At 50.2% G+C, this 20,426-nt stretch carries 14 protein-coding genes and 2 pseudogenes; all 16 read right to left on the minus strand.

The genetic code is table 11. The features are described 5' to 3' along the window. Nucleotides 1-9: 9 nt before the first annotated feature. The 16 genes and pseudogenes from AFK62_RS14020 to AFK62_RS14095 all read right to left on the minus strand — a co-directional run bounded on the left by AFK62_RS14020 (nucleotide 10) and on the right by AFK62_RS14095 (nucleotide 20,426). Nucleotides 10-2,307: a type VI secretion system Vgr family protein gene (locus AFK62_RS14020; RefSeq protein ID WP_053531974.1), complete on the minus strand. Its 2,298-nt coding sequence runs from the start codon at nucleotides 2,305-2,307 to the stop codon at nucleotides 10-12. A 4-nt stretch (nucleotides 2,308-2,311) separates the two neighbouring features. Further along, nucleotides 2,312-2,836, minus strand: coding sequence for a type VI secretion system lipoprotein TssJ (gene tssJ / locus AFK62_RS14025; protein ID WP_007672818.1), 525 nt, complete (start codon nucleotides 2,834-2,836; stop codon nucleotides 2,312-2,314). Between the two features lie 34 nt (nucleotides 2,837-2,870). Then, entirely contained in the window at nucleotides 2,871-3,953 is a 1,083-nt protein-coding gene (tssG, locus tag AFK62_RS14030; protein WP_032984415.1) for a type VI secretion system baseplate subunit TssG, read from the minus strand. After that, nucleotides 3,917-5,686, minus strand: coding sequence for a type VI secretion system baseplate subunit TssF (gene tssF / locus AFK62_RS14035; protein WP_032984414.1), 1,770 nt, complete (start codon nucleotides 5,684-5,686; stop codon nucleotides 3,917-3,919). Before tssF ends, tssG begins: the two co-directional genes overlap by 37 nt. Before the next feature lie 33 nt (nucleotides 5,687-5,719). Beyond that, a pseudogene (locus tag AFK62_RS14040) lies at nucleotides 5,720-6,343 on the minus strand (type VI secretion system domain-containing protein); the annotation flags it as partial. Next, nucleotides 6,336-6,520: pseudogene (locus AFK62_RS22895) on the minus strand (PAAR domain-containing protein); the annotation flags it as partial. The pseudogenes AFK62_RS14040 and AFK62_RS22895, both read right to left, overlap by 8 nt. 160 nt (nucleotides 6,521-6,680) lie before the next feature. Beyond that, nucleotides 6,681-7,154, minus strand: coding sequence for a hypothetical protein (locus AFK62_RS14045; protein ID WP_053531975.1), 474 nt, complete (start codon nucleotides 7,152-7,154; stop codon nucleotides 6,681-6,683). 325 nt (nucleotides 7,155-7,479) lie between these two features. Next, on the minus strand, nucleotides 7,480-8,283 hold the full coding sequence (locus tag AFK62_RS14050) for a hypothetical protein (RefSeq protein ID WP_053531976.1): 804 nt from the start codon (nucleotides 8,281-8,283) through the stop codon (nucleotides 7,480-7,482). A 308-nt stretch (nucleotides 8,284-8,591) separates the two neighbouring features. Then, entirely contained in the window at nucleotides 8,592-10,721 is a 2,130-nt protein-coding gene (locus tag AFK62_RS14060; protein ID WP_082363085.1) for a glucosaminidase domain-containing protein, read from the minus strand. Nucleotides 10,722-11,167: 446 nt separating this feature from the next. Beyond that, the gene (locus AFK62_RS14070; protein ID WP_053531977.1) at nucleotides 11,168-14,539 is read right to left on the minus strand and encodes an ImcF-related family protein; all 3,372 of its coding nucleotides are present in this window, start codon (nucleotides 14,537-14,539) and stop codon (nucleotides 11,168-11,170) included. After that, entirely contained in the window at nucleotides 14,532-15,740 is a 1,209-nt protein-coding gene (locus AFK62_RS14075) for a hypothetical protein (RefSeq protein WP_007667197.1), read from the minus strand. Before AFK62_RS14075 ends, AFK62_RS14070 begins: the two co-directional genes overlap by 8 nt. Nucleotides 15,741-15,742: 2 nt before the next feature. Then, on the minus strand, nucleotides 15,743-16,006 hold the full coding sequence (locus tag AFK62_RS14080) for a PAAR domain-containing protein (RefSeq protein WP_007667199.1): 264 nt from the start codon (nucleotides 16,004-16,006) through the stop codon (nucleotides 15,743-15,745). Nucleotides 16,007-16,137: 131 nt separating this feature from the next. Beyond that, nucleotides 16,138-16,716: a hypothetical protein gene (locus AFK62_RS22255; RefSeq protein WP_129232774.1), complete on the minus strand. Its 579-nt coding sequence runs from the start codon at nucleotides 16,714-16,716 to the stop codon at nucleotides 16,138-16,140. Continuing rightward, a complete protein-coding gene (locus tag AFK62_RS14085) occupies nucleotides 16,713-19,367 on the minus strand; it encodes a hypothetical protein (protein ID WP_082363088.1) in 2,655 nt (884 codons plus the stop codon). Before AFK62_RS14085 ends, AFK62_RS22255 begins: the two co-directional genes overlap by 4 nt. A 12-nt stretch (nucleotides 19,368-19,379) precedes the next feature. Then, nucleotides 19,380-19,925: a DUF3828 domain-containing protein gene (locus AFK62_RS14090; protein ID WP_032984105.1), complete on the minus strand. Its 546-nt coding sequence runs from the start codon at nucleotides 19,923-19,925 to the stop codon at nucleotides 19,380-19,382. Between the two features lie 117 nt (nucleotides 19,926-20,042). Then, a complete protein-coding gene (locus AFK62_RS14095) occupies nucleotides 20,043-20,426 on the minus strand; it encodes a hypothetical protein (RefSeq protein ID WP_129232775.1) in 384 nt (127 codons plus the stop codon).

A 20,426-nucleotide genomic window follows, 5' to 3' on the forward strand; every position in this document is an offset into this window, starting at 1 on the left:
AATCCTTCATTATGAGAACAGAATTTTTTTAGCAGAAGATAAATTTGACACTTCACCAGGAACAGAGGGAATATCAACATCAATTGAATTTTGTCCCGCCGCCATCGTCCTTTTCGTCCTGCGCAGGTACATCGCCGGCGTGCCGTACTCGATTTTCCCCGCCTCAAGCCGCAGGTAACTCCCGCCGCCGATAAGCGTGATGCGTTTCTTTCCCGCAAACGAGATGTCACTCGCTGAACTCATCGTCAGCTTTTTCTTAGCGAACAACTGCATACTGGCGTTCTGCACCTCCACCGGGCCTTCGCCGGATTTCAGGCTCAGCTGGCCGGTGCGCGCGAACAGGCCGAGCTTTTCTCCCGCCAGTGCCGTCATGTTGCCCATGACGCCGGTGCTGATATCGCCTCCGCCGTTAATGGCGACGTTTTTGCTGGCGGCCATTTGCAGGTGTTCCCCGCTGGTCAGTGCCATCCCTTCCGGGGCGGACATCAGCAGCGCCTCATTGAGCGGCTTCAGCCGCTGCGCGAACATCGCTATCTGGCTGTCCACGTCCGCCTTCAGGGCCTGCGCCTGTTCTGCCGCCATTTCCAGTTGTTGCAGTTGCTGATTAAGCCTGTCGATTTCCTTCAGAGCAGCATCCATGTCCAGTACGTCACCCTGCGCTTTCGGCTGCGCATCTGCACTGACAAACAGCCCTTTTCCGGCGCGGATCACGCCGTGTTCATCGGTGCGCAGCTCCGTGCCCTGGCCGCGACGTTGCCCCTGTGCGTCCACCAGGTGCCCGCTGCTCAGCTGCGTCTTGCCGTACTCTGTGGCGAGTTTGATGTGCTCCTGACCGCGCTGGTCTTCCATCCGCAGCTTGTTGTTCGCCGGGGTGCGCAGCACGTTACGGGTATGGTTGTCGCGGGTGACGTGGTCCGAATGCTCAGAGTCGTGCAGCGCATACGCGATGTACGGCAGGTCAATATCGCCATTGCTGTACGCAACCACCACTTCGGTGCCGTCGGTGAGCGGCGTGTGCCAGCCCAGCGTGTCACCGGCATATGGTTTCGCCATCCTCAGCCACAGGTAACCGTAGCCAGATTCCGTCCCCTCCCGGACGAAGCCCAGCTTCACCCGATACCGCCCCTGCTCGTCCAGATGCGCGTAGATATCATTTTTCTCCTGGCTCTCGACTCGTGCCGGAAGCGTGCCGTGGATTTCAGGGCGCGGGATTTCCGCCGGGTGGAAGCAGTAACGTTCGCTGTAAGGCATGCCCCGGACCGACACGTGCAGGCGGGAATCCCTTGCACCCCGAAAGGACACGAGTGTGAGGAGCAAGCCTTCCTTCAGGGCAGCAATGATATTACCCTGCGGCTCCAGCACCTGCCCGGGCGAGAGACCCGTGGCATTGCTGAACAGGTGCACGCGGGCCGATTTGTTCAGCTCCCGCTCGTGATGGAGTCGCGCATAGAACGCCCCGGATTCGGTTTCCGGCTCCGGGCTGGCGTCATCTCCCGCTTCGCGGTAAGGCGCGGCGTAGCGGTAGTGCTCTCCTCGTGTGACCGCATCACTACGCATGCTGACCGTCGCATCCATCGGCGTGGAGGCGGAGCGGTAGTTGTAGTCTCTGGTGGCGACGGTGCCCGTGACAACCCTGTGCCAGGTCCGCACATCCCACACCGATTCTGCCGCGCCGTCGAACAGGCCCGACGGCTCGCGGTACGGCAGGCCTACATCAAACTGGTAGTGAAGCTGGCTGTCGGCGAAAATGTACACGTCCAGCTCGCGGCTGTTATCCATCTCCGTGCGCCAGTAAATTCCCACTTCAGACAAAATGCGCCGGATAAATTCGAGGTCCGTTTCCCGCCACTGGGTAATCAGCTCCCGCGCCGGGTACGTGCGTTCCAGGCGGAACTCAAAGTCCGGCCCCTCCAGCCCGTGGCCGCGCAGCACCTGCTCCACCACCTCCGGCACCGACTGGTTCTGAAAAACACGGCACTGGCGGGTGTGATCCAGAAGCGCCAGGCGGGAGCTGAGCGTGAGCCGGTAGTGGGACTGGTCTGCGGTGGTGGAGAGCCATTCCAGGCGGGTGACGATGCCGTGTACGTTTTTGCCGCTGCGCATGCGGAACGACGCATACTTCATCAGCACGTCTTCCGGGACGATGTCGCCTTGCGGCGTGGTGAACTCGATGTCCCATCTGAATGGCTCACTCAGTGCTTCCCTGCCGCGAAAGCGCAGGACGTCCGGCTTTACCTGGCTGTCAAAAATATCCAGAAAGTAACGGGTCTGGCCGTCAAAAAGCGCCAGCCAGTTGTCCTTATCCATCACGTCACTCCTTTACCGGCACGAGGCTGAGCCAGCCATCACCCAGTTCTATTGTGCGGGGTTTGTCCGGGTCGAGGTCGGCACGGGTCAGTACCAGACGCCAGCGGTTGTCCTTCTGATCCGGTCGGTTAAACAGCCCCACCACCGCCACAAACTGCGCGTCTTCATCCATGGGCATATTGAGCGTCACACTGCCGTTGGGCATCACCAGCAGCTCTTTTGATGCCAGCACGTCGTCCTTCAGCACCGTATCAGCCTTGCGCAGCAGCGTCTGGTAATCGGCGGTATCCACAGCTTTACGATCTTTGAGGAGATAGACCCGCACCATGGTCGCCAGCGGCGTCTGTGCGCCATCGGCGTTAATGGCCGTGCGCGGGGTAAAATCCAGATGCAGCGTTTTGATTTTCTTGTAGAAGATGGATTTCGTGATGCTGACCGTGCCGTCCGTGACGGTCTGCGTCAGACCACAGCCTGCGAGCAGACCACAGGCAATAAGCGTCAGCGCCTGCCAGCGAGTTACTGTTGCCATTCAAAAGTTCCTTATTGAGGGAGGGAGTACGTGATCAATCGAAGCGGTAATGCCCGTCTTCTGAGGGTTGCTGTGCGGAATAGTGAAGCCCTTCATAGCAACCCAGATTAACGGTCAGGCTCTCCCGGTTATTGCTGAGTTTGCCTGCTTTCAGACCCAGCAAACCAGTGCGGCCCAGCTGGATACGCCTGCCCTTGCCCAGGCGAGGTTCAGGCAACAACCGCACGGGTACGGTGAGGCGCAGTCGGGCGTCACTGCGGTAGCCGAGATAGACACGCAGCAGGACCAGCAGATCGGTATGCAGGATCCCGCCGGGTAACCATCCTTCCGCCTCGTCCGGATCCTCAGTCTCCAGCGTCACCAGTACCCGACTACATGCTTCTTTCGCCGTTTTACCCAGCGTGGCACGCTGAGAAAGACGGACGCGATTTTCGCTAATCAGGCCGCTGCGGTTGTCGATATGGACCTTAACCGGATCGGGTTCAGTGATAATTGTCCGGGTATTCGGTGCCAGCAGGCTCACCAGAGCCCGAATGCCTTCAGCATTTCGGGTGGGTAAGCGCATCGTACCGAGTAAGGCGAGGAAGCGGGAAACCGGTGTTGCCACCCGTTCAGCCGTTCCCGGTATACCGAGCCCCACCAGCCCCAGCAGACACTGCGACGTGGCATCGCGCCCACCGGCCTCGAAGGTCGCCGGATAGGCGTATTTACGCCAGATCCGATAGTACTGCGTGGTGATCCGGTGGCTGAAGATGTCCAGAAACGAGGTAACCGTCTCATGCCCTTCTCGACGCTGTGCCATATCATCCAGGTAGGGCGTCGGCAGGGGGGAGTCCACCCCATACACCCCGAGAAATGTCGTGCGGACCGTTGGGGGCGATGTCGGATGGTCTTCATCGGTCTCCACCGCTTTCAGGGTGCTGACCGGGAAACCCATACCAGGCCAGGGTCTGAATCGTACCGGATCGTCGCCCGGATGGCTGGTGGTTCCCAGTTTCGGCGCGTCCGGATTCTCCTGCTCCAACAGCTGGCAGAAACGATAGAAGTTGGCCCGCCAGATATCTTTGTTAAGGGCTAGCGTCAGCCCGGTATTTGCTGGCTGTGATTCTCGCGCCATCTCAGTCGTTTCCCTGTTGGTTGCAGCACCAGCGTGAGCTGGTTGAAAAGGTGAATATCCGCATAGAGCGCGAAGAAGCGATGCAACATCTCTCCAAAGAGATTCACATCCCCCTCACCTGCAAAATTATCCGTATTCAGCGTGACCTCGATGTCCACGCCCCGGAGCATAAAACCTTTTTCAAAGCGGCGGATCAGGGTGTGCTTCACCGCCACAATCGCCTCAAGTCGGCGACGGTTCATCTCGTCGTCGGTCCAGTCATAGAGCGCCAGCGTCCCCCGCAGGACTTCAGGGTTATCCATCATGCTGAGGAAGTTTGATCCAAGATGGCTCATGACACGCCAGTGGAAACGATCGTTTGCAGGGGGATACAACGGCATAGTGGGTGTAGAGAGGTTCAGGACCCTGACGGGCACCTTGCCTGCTTTCACGGCCCTGTCCAGCACCGTGCTTTCAAGCACCTTACGCGGGAGTTGTCCGTTGGTGCCGGTAATGCGCATCGACAGCGATTCGGGCTTCTCAGACAGTTGTTCCAGTTCGAACGAGCGGCCTCCGAGTATGAGCCAGGTGTCATACAGTCCTGAAGGGCCGCGTTTCACGCGGGTGTGGTAATAACGTTCAGGGGCATCGTGGCGCATCATACCGCCCCGGTGCCGGAAGCTGGTGAACGGTACATAGGGGTGTTTGCCATTCTTCACCGCGCCATGGATGTTATCGACGCTGTAAATTTCGGTGTGACCATCCTGAAGACGCAGCGGCCTGAGCAGGTATTCGTTATCCAGCGGGTTAAGGGTCAGCGGGTCGGCTTCCAGGGTAAAGAGATTGATGACTGGCGCACAGTGCAGGCGGAAGTTTTCTGTCTCAAAAGGCAGATCGGATGACCAGGCTTCTCTGAGCACAATGTCGATTTCAAACCAGGTACTGGCCGCAGTGAGCCCGATGGAGTCCAGGCCGCGCAGCTCAACAAACATAAACTTAGGACGGAAGCTGAAATATTCCAGCAGCAACTGGTAACCACTGAAGGCAGTATCGGCTTTCTTCCACAGGCCGTCATTGTCATCAAAGCCCATGGGTTTGCACCAGCCGTCAAACTGATGACGTTCAGTATGCGTCCCGGCATGACGCGCATACATGGCATGTACACGCCGGGTCATTGCCAGATGCAGCGCAGAGCTAACCGGGCTCTCTGCGTTAAGAAAAATGGCGACTTTGTCGATCCCGGCTTTGCTCCAGTCCACTTTTTCAGGGCATTCGAAGCGCAGGCGGATCGCTGATCGTCCATTGGTTTCCGTGTGCAGACGGGCGTCCGCAAGATGCAGGGGATGCAGCGGAACATCGCGGGTCGTCCGGTACTGACAGGCGGTTTTATGCGGCCCTACGGGACGCGACAGAACGGAGAAGCCTTCCGCCAGCATTTCGGCCTGACGCTGACTACGCCAGTCAGGCGAGAACTCGACGATGGCCAGCGACGGGATAGTCCGCATATAGTGGGGCCACAGCAGACTTACCAGTCCTTCAGTCAGCTCCGGCAGGTCATCATCCAGCTTTTCACGCAGTCGCCCCATCAGGAAGGCAAAGCCTTCAAACAGGCGCTCCACATAAGGATCGCGGGCGCCGGGTTTATCCAGATTAAGCATTGCTGCCCGGTCCGGATGGGCACGGGCAAACTCTTTACCCGCCTCACGCAGGTAGCGCATCTCTGCTTCGTAATAGCGCAGGGTCAAATCATCCATGAATGGCATTCCTGAAAATTATTAATGAAATATTTAGCCACAGAGCACCATGCCTCGGGCCGGGTCAATGGCAATAAGTCGGCAAGTAAAGAGTCCATCGCAGGCATCAGACGTGTTTTATCGGATTCGCTGCGACCGGCCTTCATACGTAGCAGCTTCAGGCGATGGGCCTGGACTTCAAACAACAGAGCGGGCTACCAGTCTTCCAGCGTCAGCAGTAGCGCACGGGTAGTGAATTCACCAAGCAGATGAAGCGCCATATCGTTTCACCCATACTGTTCTGCCACCTGGGTCATAAGCAGGCGTATCAGCCAGCGATGGCGTGGTGGATCCATCCCCGGTCGGGAATGGATCCAGGCAAGCACTGTTTCAGGCCCTTTAGTGTCCCCCTTTTTCCATAGTTTCAGGACTCAAGGAGCAGCACATCGTCAGCCTGGACATTAACGACGGTTGCGGGTTCATCGCTGCACATCAGGACTTCTTCATTCACTTTTTCAACAATCCAGGCTGTGGTCGCTTCGTCAGCAAAGGGGGGACCGTCATTCCTGGCCAGCCCTTCAAGGCCGGGAGGCGTTTAAGTAACAGCCGCAGATCGACCAGGACGGAGTCTGTCCAGGTATCCCAGGGATGGTCTGCATGACTGAGCCCCTGCCAGAGGGACACCATGATCGAGATAATCAGCATTGCCCTCAACAATGGTCGTGGGGCCGTGCCCTTCAACCGGGCAGGAAACTTTTTCGTCTTTACGAGCAACGCGATACCGCCGAATTTCATCGTTTCGGAAGCGGCCAGGACGGAACCACCGTGAGTGGTTTTGTCGTCTTTACGGATTATTTAAAGCATAATTTACCTTTTAATTTATTCGCACTAAAATTTACATGATATTCTTGTCTAAAATAATGATTTTAATTATATTGTTTTTTAACATGAAACTCAGTATTTTATTCTTGAAGTTATAGCTTATGTTGTCCTTATTTATTGAGGTGGTTCCTCTCTATGCATTTATAATATCATTCTTAGCCATGCCTATATAGAGACCCCTGCTGGTGATATATTTTTTATTTATTATAGTGATGATGGTAATTCGGTACAAATCAAAATCATTGTTATGTTGTTTGTAATTTATATTTGAAGAGCGAACGGAGAATCCTTTCCAGTAGTTATCTAAATATTTGTATGTTTCATCACCTTTAGATATATAGTTGCTCCAAGCACCCGTTTCTAGTTGTTCATTCTTCCCACACTTACCCCATACTTTGTAAAAGTCTTCGAATGAAGCGCTTAATTCAATGTTCCCATTTGGGGAGTGGATGCTTAGGTCACCATCACTAAGATCTGATTTTTTTGTTTCCTTTGTTTCTGAAAGAGCATCGTGTTTGAGCCATCCCATGACAATGCTGCCATCTTTTCTGGTATATTTTCCGAATTCAAACCCACTGGATTTCAAAAAAAACAACAATGGTGTCATTATTAATTAGGAATAGTTTACTATTTCTATAGTAATCATCTGACGTTGAGTGAAAATAAGTTTTATTCTTAACTTTATATGAGTTAATGTTCTGTTCGTAGTCAGCCTTTTTCCATGACTCATCGCAACCAGCATAAAAATGAAACGAGCACGGGGCTAAAAACATGAATAGCATTCTTTTCATACATAACTCACTAATATAAATAATTATTTCCGTGTAATTAAGTGGCAGACGCACGGGACTCGTAAGTAAATAATGAACCACCAGCACTCCAATGTTTCAAACGCCAGCAGTAACCCACAGGCATTCCTGCGTTAAGAAATTTTATTTTACTGGGTAGTTTTCAAATAAAATTGACTGCACTTTTCCCGATGAGTCAAGGCAGAATCTAAGTTTCATATCGAAATATTGGTAGAATCTACACTCATTGTCAGGATCCAAATTGCTTATTGTTCCATATTTTGAAGTTACCTTACTCCAATCATCCCCAACTTTAACACCTCTTGCTGTTTCATATTTGCTATCTATAAATGTTATTCCTGATACATATGTGTCATTAAAACCTAATCTCTTCTCAAGAATGTCATTTACTTGAGAAATTGTTACTATTTCATTCTGAATGGTTAACGTCCATGATTCGAATCCATTATTAAAGCCATGATTATCTGGCTCCGGAAGTTTCAATCCTTGTTCTTTGGCCCATTTATTTAACTCTGGGGTTGCTTTGCCAAGCAGATTTACACTTTGTCCATTTATATTCCATGATAAATCCGAGTACGTCAGCCCTTTTTGCTGTTCATTATCTGCAATAATATCTTCACTCCGTACCCATCCATCAACAACAGCACCCTTCTTATTTATATAGTTTACAAAAGAAAAGCCATTTACCTCTCTATATTTAAGTAATTTGTCATTTTTTATTAAAAAAATGCTTGCCTTACATCCATCTTTTGGCAAAGAAAAAAAATAAATCCGTCCATTTGATTGCACTTTTTTCGGAGTCGGTTCTTGGCTTGTATTGTAGATATAGTCAGCACTACTTGGCGTGCAATTTATTGCAGCAATAGAATTGAATGCGAATAATGATAGAGCTAAAAAAACTGAGATTTTTATCTTAAATTGATTCATTGGTTATCTCATTTGTAAACTGGCACGTCAAAAATTAATTCTTTATCATAATCGTGATAATCACCACAAATCGCATACATTCCAGATGAAATGTGCTCAGGCCAGTTAACATCTGTAGCATATTGATGTGATGCTGGATGGGCTGGGTTCCAGCGCATTTTATAAAGTGTATTTTGTTTCTTGTGAACAAAATTTCTTGAAATCCACTCAGCTCCTCCCCTGATGGCCGATTCAGGAGTGAACCATCCACGAGAGTATGCTGTTGCTTTACCACCTCCAACAGCATTGCCATCTACAGCAGCTATCCCTTACATATTGTAAACAGTTCGAGATGGTTGGTGATTATAGGAAAATGATGAGCCTCTACCGAGAACACTCGTGCCATTTCCAGTTTCTAAAGCTGCGTGAGCAGCAAGGTAGCATTCATTTATGCCATAATCCTGAGCCGCTTGAATAAAAGCAGCAGCAGTACCCTCAAGAGGACCTTTCCCTTTCAAAAATGCTTCTAATTTTTCCAAGGCAATCCCCATCGGTTTATCAATTTCTAAAAATTGAAGCATATTATTGTTACTGGTTAGGTTTGAAGGTGTTATATGCTGAACGACTTCATTTCGTGTCGCATTTCTTGATATCCCCCATTTTGGGGCAGCACTCCCAGGGATAGCCATCTGCTTATTAATAGCTTCTTCAAGAGTATTGGAGTATTGCGTGTAGTTAATTATGTACCTTTGCTTTGGCTTGATTGCATCTAAAAACATAATTGGCTGCATGTGCCACAATGAAGGCCCCAGTTTCTCAGTGGTCACATCCTGCATCCATGCCATTTTATCAAGAAAATCTTCGCTATATTTCTTCCATTCCGGCGCTTCCTTTTTTAGCGCATTTAGAAATGGTTGCCAGATAGCGTCACCTTTTTTGAAGTACCAGTCGCTTGGATGTTTTACGATTGTTTTCTGGATGACGTCACAATAGTCAGGGTTATGAAGGGCTCTCCAGTACTCCATTGGGGAATAGTTGTCGCTTCCGCTGTCAATTTTATCCAGCAGGCGCTGATAATTATGCTTAACCAGGGCATGACTGGTTCGCGTATCACCGGTCGCAGCCTCATAGAGCGAGTTGATAAGGCTGCGGAAGAACCCAGTGGGCTGGTTTTTTCCATCCAGGTAATCAAAACTGGTAGGCTCTGAGGTTTCAGTTCTGAAGCCTAGCTTCGCCAGATCATACTGTGACAGAAGTTGAGGCTCCGCCTGGCCTTTGGGGACATAGGCATTTTCCGGCCGCAGCTGCCAGTATTCTTGCTTTGTTGAGTTATCAGTTTCAGTTCTGACCTTACTCAACGGTAGAATGCCTGTCCGCGTTGTCGACGTCGAGCCCTTTGCGAAGGTGCCCTTCGCAACATCTTTTGTGAAAAGAGCAAGTCCAGGAGAATACTTCAACCAGAGCGGGTTTTTCTCCCCCACGTTTTCTGGGTTGGTCAGGAACTTCTCCAGATTATCATCCATGCTCGTGCATTCGATATGTACCTGATATCGTGCCTCATAACCACCGTCTTTTGGTGCCTGATAGTAGCCCATGTGGCCAATCGGGTCACCGGCCTTAATAGTAAATGGAGAACTGAGGCTTACTGTCTTATCGAATACCATGACCTCCTTTGCGGGAGGAAGCAAATGCCGCCACCAGCCTGGACCGGCCCCCGGCGCTGGCTTAATATTGTTGTTATCCACAACAACCCAATAGCGCTGACCAGGTGTGAGGGTACTGCTGGTTTCTTCTGGTAATCCTTTCAGTGTCACAAGACCATATTTTCGCTTGTTATTTCCTGTGGCGTTAAGATTGCTGTCTGCTGGGTCCCACTCCACTCTTGCCCCTTTAGGCATGTGTCCGGCAATTTGTGGAGAAGTTTTATCTGAAGTCAGTTTCGCCGTCAGCCAGTCCATTTCAGAATATGCTCTTAGAGTATCCTGAATGACCCACTGATTTTCTGCTTCAGCTTCATAAGCTGAATACGGCGCAAGATGCATATATAGGGTGTAGAAATGCAGCCCGCTGGATTCTTTCTCCCCCGGTTGAATAAAGTGTTTAACCAGAACAAACGAACCGGAAAAGCTCAGTGGCCCGGATTCCCATGCAAGCGTCAGATAATCCTTGCACACACGGTAAGCAACCACTTCGCCGTCAGCCATGCATCGAATTGCCTGCTCACCTTTAAAGGGAACCGGGAAATCTATCGCTTCAAGTGGAGACTTACCACTAAGCGCACACCATGGCGTCGTGGCTTCGGTGATATGGATCCCGCCATGCCACATCCCGCTGCGGCCTATCGCATATTGTCCTGTAGACTCCCCCGCTATATGCGTAAGTATCTCTTCCTGATTTTTAAATTCACTTCCCCGGCTGTTGGAGGGGATCGGCCAGAAAATTTTGGGTAACACAGACACGATTCACACTCCCTGTCAGTCACTAAACGATTTACAGGCAACCTGACTGACTTTCGTCATCTCAACCAGGTCGAAAACCGGCAATGAATCTTCCATTGTTAATATGTCAAATTCGTTCTTTGCTGAACCAGAGTTCTTGTCATCTCCGCAGACTATGTCTGTATCTACATAGGTATCCAAATTCTTAAATCCATTTTTAGATTGAGGGCTGACGACAAACAGGTTTTTTCTGCTACTGAGCACGGCGCTAAGAACCCCTTCCTCTGGCGCTGGGTTATGCTTCAGTCAGTTACTGGTCCATGCCCGACACTGACGAAAGCTCATAAACTGCCGCGGGGATGAGGATTCAGTTTCGCGCCATCGGTCCACTTTACCGAACATCCCCCGGGACCAGACTTCAACTTGTTTTACGAAAGCCGGTGCCGGATAAGTTTTCCCGCCCATCGTTATTGGAGCTCTTCTGTGCCAGCTGCAACATTAAAAATAGCGTTGGGCAGCATGAATCCCTGAAGCTTCAGTAACGCCAGAGGACCGTCGCCAAGCTCGCTGCGCAGCACAAACTTCAGCGGATTCCCGTCAGGGGTGATCCACACCAGCTGTGTACGGCTGGCATCAAGCGGAGTGATGAGTGCCTTGTCCAGCAGGCGAATGAAGCCCCAGTTCCCCTGGTTGCTGGCGTAAAGCTGCATACCGCTGTTCACACTGCGCCAGTTGAGGCTGACCCCCGGATAATATGTATTTCCCGGCCAGGTAAAGCTCTGCCAGCTTTCCATCTGGTTGAAGTAGTCGAGGTTTTGCTCATCAAGAGAAAGCTGTACGCGAGCAACGTCACGAGACGGACGTGCCATCAGTTCGAAGTGAACACCCGCATCGCCCTGAGAGAACACGATATCTGACAGTTCCGCCAGCTGATTAATCGCCCGGAGGAAATCCGGACTGACAACCATCCCCTGACTTGCGGAAGGGTCAACGAGCCAGCGATTCCCCTCCTGGTGGAGGATCCCGCCAAGATTAGTTTTCAGGAAGGTAGTAATTCGACCCGAGTCGCTACGCAGGAACTGAGCCAGTAACGGCAACGAGGCATCGCTGCCGGTGGCATTAAATGGGTACCGTCCCGCAAAGGCCTTATTCCACTGAGCGACTATGGTTGTCTGCCAACGAGCATTGAGGCTATCCGCAGCCGGAGCAAGTACCTGCCGCCAGGCCAGATCCACCGGTTGCACAAACAACGACTGGCCAAATCCATTCCACTCCTGCCCCAGGCTTGCCGCAACCAGACTGCCGTAATCGCGGGTGTCCGTAAGATCGATGGCTTTGCCCTGAAACACGGTCTGGGCCAGCATCTGCGACATAGCCTGCGGATCCGGAGCGCTGGTCACCTGCTGAAGCTTCAGCCGCACCTGGGTTACACGGGCCAGCCAGGACTGGAAACTGAGGTTACCGTTGGCACCGGTGCCCTCTTTACCTTCCATAAATCCCATCAGCGGTCCAAACACGCCATCGAGCGGACCTTTAGGGCCCTGTGCCTGCTCTATAAATTGTCTGGCATTGCTTTTCTGACCGATCAGCTTTTTTGCTGAGTCCACTATCGAATCAGCCAGTGCCTCGTCTTTCTGTCCGGTTTTACCCTGGTAGTTTAGCGTGTTCATCAGTGCCACCAGTGGCGACTGGCGAACATCGCCGATCAAGTTGAGCTGGGCAATCGCCTCAGAAAGTGACCTGGCTTCCTGCCACTGAATGCTGTTGACCATGTTCAACCAGGCATTACCAAAATCGGTAAAATAGCGTTCAGTCAGGCGGGCCTTCAGCGCCTCCGGGGAGACATCATTTCCAGTCTGGTGTGTCTTATCCGTCAGTACCCAGTCGATTTCATCGCGACGGGTTTTGACGACTTCTTCAATCGCATCCTGTACATGTTCTTCCCACGCCTGACGCGTAAACATTCCCGGGACGACTTCGTCAGTACTGAATACCGTGGAGGCATCGGTGTCGCCAGTCATATCAGCCAGCGTTAAATCAGGCCAGTTACTGGCCACGCGCTTAAGCATCTCCTGATATAACCCGGACTCAGCGTTACGCTGCCCAATTTGCTTGAGCAGGATCTGACGTACCGTGCTGATTAATACAGCGTCAGGCTTAATTTTCCATTCCGGATGCGCCGGGAGGTTTTGCGCATAAAAGCCCAGCAGTTTCGGTGCGATGTCCTGCCAGCTACCATCCGGCACATTCTGGCGTTTCGGTAAGGCTTTCAATACGTTTTTTGCCAGCCAGCCTGCGTCCGCTTTGTCCGGACGCGCCAGCATCAGATAACTTTTGAGTACGTCGTAGGTATGCTGTATGCCCTGCGTACGAGCATCACTGGCAGGAGGAAGTTGCACAAAGGCATTCAGCTGCTGTCTGAGACTCTCAGCTGTGGCATCTCTCATCAGCTGTGCGTTATTTTTCGCATACAACGGCCAGAGTGCGGCCAGCGTGTCGCTGTCCTGATTAAGACCAAATCGTGTGTACCATGGAGCGCCGGTCGCCTCACGATGTTGCAGACGGGCAATGGCTTGCTGGAGTACGAGCTGGTTGTGCAGGCGTTCAGCCAGTGGTTTTGCAGTATCCGCTGCCTGCCTCGCCGTTTCCTGTGCCTGATAAATCTGGGTACGGTTAACGATCAGGGACAGCCATGTACCGGCTCCCCACAGGACAATCAGGGAAAGCAGAATTAACCGCAGCACTTTCAGCCAGTCGAAACCCAGCTTCCTGCCGCTGACGGCATCACAGTCATCAATGACGGCTTTCCAGGTCGGTGTGTCGAGGTGTGTGTTTGGTAACGTTCCGGCAACGGCCAGTTCGGGGCTGAACATGACACCGCGTAAACGCCAGGCCGCAGATCCCTGCATTAGCCCGCTGAGCAAAACAGCCAGACTGGCTTTCAGCTCCTGCCGCAGTCGGAAGGATAACTGAAGAAGACCGAAATCAGCCGGATTATTCAGTACCCTTGCCATACCCGCTTTTTGCAGGTGTAGCGCCAGTGTCGAAAACGCTTCATCCGCGCCTTTCACGGTGCCTTCCGGCCCGAATATGACCCCTGTCGCAGCCGGTTCTGCGTCCTGCTGCGCACCGGTGGCTTTGTCAGTCAGCCACAGCCAGACAGGTGCCTGCCATCCCAACTGATGGTCTGCTTTCTGGCGGCAACGCAAGAAGGCATCCCGTTCGCTATCCGTCGGGAGGGTTGAGGAGTCCAGCACCTGGACGATGCCATCAACGGGATGGCCGGGGCGCAGACGTTTCAGTTTCGAAAGGAAGATCTCATCCGGAAGAGACTGGACATCTCCGCCAAATATCAGCACATTTCCGTCACCTTCCTGCCAGAGGTCATGACACAGGCCCGGGGCCGCTTTCTGGACGTCGTCCGGATTACCCATCACCAGGAGGATACGCACCTTACGCTGCCAGCGACAGCCATAGCGGAAACGGAGGTGATCAGATACGGCATCCTCACTGAAGACGGGCTCTTCTTCATCATCTTCGCTGGCAATGGTGCCTGATACCGGGGCGACCATCTGAGCCTTTTTCTGACCCCAGTGGAAATACAACCCCGATTTACCGGCGAAGTCGAAAGCCTTCTCTGTCATCCAGCCGAATAAAAGCATCGCGGCAACCAGGATGGCACAGAACGTGAGGATCCGTTGTCCGTCATACGGCCCAAATCCCGTGGCCAAGGCGACATTTTCCGGAAAGGCATAAAAGAGGAATGCCACGATGACTGTCAGAAAAAACGCGACAGTCACAACGGAGCCGATGAGTGTTTTTACTTTTACCTTAGACATTCTTGGGCGTTCCCTTGCGAACTTCTTCTTTGGTGATGACGGTGATCCAGACGTCGTCTTTGTCAGCGGCGGGTTGTGCGGCGATAACCTGCACTCCGCGCTGTTCAAAGGCCGCATTGGCAAGCGTGATGGCGATCCATGGGGCGGCATGGCCGGTGTAGCCCAGCACCGGATCTATGCTGAGGTTATTTTCTGAAAGGCTGAATTCAACGCTGCTTTCCTCGCAGGCATTATTCCAGCCGCTTCCTGCGGTCAAACATGGGCCAGAAATCCAGCTGCCCTGAAGACCGTCAGCGGTAGTGTTTGCCCAGAGTAAGGCCCGGGAAAGGGTTTTTGTCAGCGTGGCTTCAGTGCCTCTTTCCGGGCGATGCAGGCGTAGCGCATCCGGATACGCGTGAGCTTTGCGATTGCTGAAAACCACCATCGACACAGCGTCAGCGTCTCCTTCCTGAGGAGATGCAGGCAAAGACAGGGTGATGGCAACCAGGATCCCCGGGTTGTCCCACCGTTTATCCAGCCAGGCATCCAATGCAACCAGCCCCTTACCTGACATCAGGCGGAATAATCTGCCCGTCTTCTGAAACAGTTCAGCTTTAATCAACTCTTCTGTCTGTGAATACACGTCGCTGTCACAGTCCAGCATCAGCCAGCAGGGAAGATCTGCCGGAAGAGGCTGAACGATTCCCTCTACGCGAGCGGTCAATTTAGCGACGGTTGCTTTTAACGCTTTCACGAAATCAGACTGGTATGCCGTCAATGCTGCATATCTGACTGGTTTGTCGCATCCCCTTGGCAGCGAAAAATCGACTGCGGGCGCGGCAAGTTTTATTGCCTTCAGCAGTTCCCCGGCTTTATTTCCAGCCGGGGCCTCGATTTGTGTTCCAAGGATCCAGGCGCAGCGCTGACCGCGCTGAATTTCACTCTCGAAGAGCGCTTCACGTTCTACATTTCGTGATTCCGCAGCAACCTGCTCGGCCTTATAGGCACCCCGGCGCATTCCGAACAAAAGCCCCCAGGTACAGAACGGGAGGCCCAAAGTGCAGAACCAGAAGACGAATCCTGTTCGCGCAGATGTCCAGAACCATAGCGTGGAAGCAACGCCACCCAGCATGATAAACGCCAGAATCAGGAGCCAGCGCCGGGTGCCGGGGCGGGCAATTTGGGGGGCCTTTTCAGGGATGGCATCCAGCCAGACAGGCATAATCAGCCAACCTTAGCCGCTGCAAACGAACTGATCAGCGTGCAGCCGCAGCCGCACTTATGGCCATGGAATGCCACAGGGATACCATGATCGAGATAATCAAGGTTGCCCTCAACAATGATCGTGGGGCCATGACCTTCAACCGGGCAGGAAACCTTATCCCCTTTTCGGGCAACACCAATGCCACCGAATTTCATGGTTTCAGACGCGCTCATTACAGAGCCGCCGTGAGTTGTTTTATCGCCTTTGCGGATTATCTGGAGCATTTTTTAACCCTCAGTACAACTATGAATATTTAAAGAGCGGCGTTTCTTTAAGTTAAATTTAGGAATGCGATGAAACTCTAATCGATATTAATTGAATAATGGTTATCACTTCCACTCCTAAAGCCTTAAGTTTACCATGAAGTAATAAAATCAATTTTCCTTAGATTATCAGATTGCACCCAACCACTAACAATCTGGCCTTTTTTTGTCTGATATTCAACTTGAGTATATTTAGCAGTAACCTTTGTGGTTCTAACATAATCACCAAAAACAATGAAAATATTGGTTTTTTCATACCGCCCGTTAATCAATCGATATAAATAAAGCCGCCCTTTTACTGAGACCTGAGAAATAGATTGCCCATTCAAACAATATCGCCAAGCCTTAGAAAATTCATTATTGAAAGTCAACATCACAGGTTTATCAAGATCGGCTGACGTGTTATAAAGTCTGTTATTGTCTTTATTGTATTCAATCCATCCAACAGTTCCTGTTCCGTCAGTATCATAGAAGAGTTTGGCACTAATAACACTATCACCATCATCATCAATAATAAGATTGATTTTATCAGCTGAAATATTCCATTCTGAAAGTGGAAAGTTACTACTTCTCACCATTGCGGTAATGTATAGATAACATTGTTCAGAGGTAGCACAAAAAGAAACTCTGGGTATGCAAACAAACAAAAGCAATAAAATAAAAATTTTCACTTAATATCCCCACGCAACAACTCATCAGAAAAAGGATGACGCACCGTACTGATATACTTTCTGTAGTTCTCTTGTTCCGCTGCACTTCGCGAATGCCATATAGCCCAATTACCATCATGCCTTTTGATGTAATCTACCTTGTATTCCATTGCAGCTAATACAGAGGGAAATATAATGTAACCTTTTTTCCTATCAGTAACCTGCTTATTTCCTCCCTGCCCACTCATCCCTTTATTTTCAAACGACCACCAAACTCCAAGAGGGGTATATTCAGGATTTTTGTTGTAAATCGACGCATCCCAACCATATCCAGGAGGCTGAGGATTCCTCCCAGAAACCTCCATCCCTCCCGTACCACATCTTTTATATTGTACTGATTTGAAATGTTTGGTTTCATCACGATATAGCCGCTCAATAATAACCGCAGTTTCATAGCCATGCTCTTTGAAAATAACTCTCAATGCATCCTTTGCATTTTCTATAGTGAAATTCATTTCAACTTGACCTGGGGGAATTAACGCTCCCAACAACATAATTGGATGCATATGCCATAGTGAAGGCCCCAGTTTCTCTGTCGTCACATCCTGCATCCAGGCCATCTTGTCGAGAAAATCTTCACTGTATTTCTTCCACTCAGGCGCTTCCCTCTTCAGAGCATCCAGGAACGGTTGCCAGATAACATCACCTTTTTTGAAATACCAGTCGCTGGGATGTTTTACTATCGTTTTCTGGATGACGTCACAATAGTCAGGGTTATGAAGGGCTCTCCAGTACTCCATTGGGGAATAGTTGTCGCTTCCGCTATCAATTTTATCCAGCAAACGTTGGTAATTATGCTTAACCAGGACATGACTGGTCCGCGTATCACTGGTCGCAGCCTCATAGAGCGAGTTGATAAGGCTGCGGAAGAACCCAGTGGGCTGTTTTTTTCCATCCAGGTAATCAAAACTGGTAGGCTCTGAGGTTTCAGTTCTGAAGCCTAGCTTCGCCAGATCATACTGTGACAGAAGTTGAGGCTCCGCCTGGCCTTTGGGGACATAGGCATTTTCCGGCCGCAGCTGCCAGTATTCCTGTTTTGTTGATTTATCAATTTCAGTAGTGACCTTACTCAACGGTAGAATGCCTGTCCGCGTTGTCGACGCTGCTCCCTTTGTAAAGGTGCCTTTCGAGACATCTTTTGTGAAGAGAGCAAGACCCGGGTCATACTTCAGCCACTGGGGATTTTTCTCTCCCACTTTGTCTGGGTTAGTCAGGAATTTCTCCAGGTTGTCATCCATGCTGGTGCATTCGATATGTACCTGATATCGTGCCTCATAACTCCCATCCTTTGGTGCCTGGTAGTAGCCCATGTGTCCAACTGGGTCACCGGCCTTGATGACAAATGGCGCCGTGAGGCTCACTGTTTTATCAAACTCCATCGCTTGCTTTGCGGGAGGCATAAGATGTTCCCACCAAGTAGGCCCACTACCTGGCGCGGGTTTGATATTGTTGTTATCGACCAACATCCAGACTTTTTGCCCAGACTTTAGATTACCACTATCAGCATTAAGCGTTGCGAGCCCATAGGTTCGGCCGTTGTTGGTGGAAGTGAGAGCAGTATTCGTTGGGTCCCAAGTAACGGTAATCCCTTTTTTGACGGTTCCTGCACTCACTGGTTTCTGATCGCTGCGACTCAGGTCCATGATTATCCAGTCGGCTTCTGAATATCCGGAGAGTGCATCCTGTGTTATCCAGTGGACATTCCTGGCACTCTGGTAGGCTGAATAAGGCGCAAGGTGCATGTACAGGGTATAGAAATGTAACCCACTAGTTTCTTTCTCACCCGGCTGAATATAGTGTTTCACCAACACGAATGAGCCCGAAAAACTCAGCGGCCCGGATTCCCACCCCAGCGTCAGGTAATCTTTGCAGACGCGGTAGGCAACAACTTCACCATCTGCCATGCAGCGTATCGCCTGTTCACCTTTAAAGGGTACCGGGAAATCCATCACTTCCAGCGGAGCTTTACCACTCAGAGCACACCATGGAGTTGTGGCTTCGGTGATATGGATGCCGCCATGCCACATACCGCTACGGCCAATCGTGTACTGCCCGGTAGACTCGCCTGCTAAATGAGAGAGGATATCTTCCTGATTGCTGAACTCGTTTCCCCGGCTGTCTGAGGGGATCGGCCAGACTATTTTGATTTTTCCTTTTTGGGTTTCCGCAGCGTTCTGAGCCGCACTATCGTTATCTGAATAGCGATAAAGTTTATAGGCGGGTTTTACGTTTCGGTATTGCTGCCCAGGATAAAACCCTACTGTTTGTATAAAATCCGAAACCCAGCTAACTCCATTAAATAAAGCAATGTGTCCATGAGGATGATCGTCAATAGGCTGAATGACAACAACATCGCCTGTTTGTTGCCCTGGGATTATTGCCGTGTCTGTTGGACCTGAACCTGAATAAACATAAACAGGTTTGAAACCTACCTTCTCAAGTGAGGGGCCGTAATCACATGCTGACGCTGAATTTCCGATTCTCGGAGGTGGAATTTTGATTTTAACCCCTCCGGCTTCTACAGCTTTTCTAACATATGTTGCACATTTCCCAAGACTTCCAGGTTCTACATGACTGTTTATGTAAGTAACTGACGTACTTTTATCCCACATAATTTAGCCTTATCACTCTGTTACGCTGATAATTTTCCAGCCATCATTATATTTCCTAAGGGAAACCTTGAGTTCGTTATTAGTCTCAGCGCCATTGCCCAAAACCAATCTAACCACTGAATTATCCTCATCTCTCTTAATAGTGCTGGTGTTTATATTTGACTGCCATGACGGATATGTGTCTTGTGATTTTGTGAAGTAGTTGACGTCAGACTCGACCCAAACGCCATACCAGTCACATATATAATTACCTTTATCTTTTTTGCATTCGTGCTTCGTTGAACATTTTTTTGCTAATTCTGACTCGGATACCGAATCATCAGAGTCATAATTACACATAGTGGAGTCATTGATGCTTTTTTTAAGCTCATCAGATACATGTTTTTTAACTAATACATCGTTGCCAGTTGGCTCATCCTTAAGATATGCAGAGTAAAAGTCATGCACAATATCTTCGGGGTTATTTAATTCATCAGCCAGTGAAAGATTTGAAAATAAAAAAACAATTGTAAAAGGAAAGTTTGCAAGAAATTTATGCCTTGATATTTTTATATTCATTTTTCGCTTTCAAATAAGTTAGTTATCATTGCAACAGCCAGTAGCGCTGGGCACAAATAACACTGAACCCATGAGCTATTTACCGTTATCCCGGACAAGGTTGGTTTTATATTTTGACTAATTTTCGCTGTGACCCAGCATCAGTTCTTTAACGGTTTTGTCACTTCTCAGCGATGAAACATTTATGAAGATTTCATCCACCCACTCAGGAAAAATATCCTGAACATTCGTAAAGTAGTCAGTACCTGAGCCATCCTCGCTTTTGAGTTTCTGAAGATGTTTTGTTGTAAAGCTGCCTATTGCATTGTGAATTTTTTCGAGACCATGCCCAACGTCCGGGTCATTCCAGGCTGTCAGGTAGTCAGTATAAAAATGCTGAACAACAGATTCTGGTGAATCTTTCAATTTTCGTCGCCCCGGACTTACTTCCGAAGCTAAAGCATGAAAAATGGATAAAAGTAACGCACAGAATATCGACGTTAATTTTAAACTGGTTTTCAT

It is taken from the genome of Cronobacter condimenti 1330 (genome assembly GCF_001277255.1).
Taxonomy (GTDB): domain Bacteria; phylum Pseudomonadota; class Gammaproteobacteria; order Enterobacterales; family Enterobacteriaceae; genus Cronobacter; species Cronobacter condimenti.

Coding starts and splice junctions, on each gene's coding strand:
- AFK62_RS14020 (WP_053531974.1), bottom strand. CDS start 2,307: ATGGATAAGGACAACTGGCTGGCGCTTTTTGACGGCCAGACCCGTTAC.
- tssJ (WP_007672818.1), bottom strand. CDS start 2,836: ATGGCAACAGTAACTCGCTGGCAGGCGCTGACGCTTATTGCCTGTGGT.
- tssG (WP_032984415.1), bottom strand. CDS start 3,953: ATGGCGCGAGAATCACAGCCAGCAAATACCGGGCTGACGCTAGCCCTT.
- tssF (WP_032984414.1), bottom strand. CDS start 5,686: ATGGATGATTTGACCCTGCGCTATTACGAAGCAGAGATGCGCTACCTG.
- AFK62_RS14045 (WP_053531975.1), bottom strand. CDS start 7,154: ATGACACCATTGTTGTTTTTTTTGAAATCCAGTGGGTTTGAATTCGGA.
- AFK62_RS14050 (WP_053531976.1), bottom strand. CDS start 8,283: ATGAATCAATTTAAGATAAAAATCTCAGTTTTTTTAGCTCTATCATTA.
- AFK62_RS14070 (WP_053531977.1), bottom strand. CDS start 14,539: ATGTCTAAGGTAAAAGTAAAAACACTCATCGGCTCCGTTGTGACTGTC.
- AFK62_RS14075 (WP_007667197.1), bottom strand. CDS start 15,740: ATGCCTGTCTGGCTGGATGCCATCCCTGAAAAGGCCCCCCAAATTGCC.
- AFK62_RS14080 (WP_007667199.1), bottom strand. CDS start 16,006: ATGCTCCAGATAATCCGCAAAGGCGATAAAACAACTCACGGCGGCTCT.
- AFK62_RS14085 (WP_082363088.1), bottom strand. CDS start 19,367: ATGTGGGATAAAAGTACGTCAGTTACTTACATAAACAGTCATGTAGAA.
- AFK62_RS14090 (WP_032984105.1), bottom strand. CDS start 19,925: ATGAATATAAAAATATCAAGGCATAAATTTCTTGCAAACTTTCCTTTT.
- AFK62_RS14095 (WP_129232775.1), bottom strand. CDS start 20,426: ATGAAAACCAGTTTAAAATTAACGTCGATATTCTGTGCGTTACTTTTA.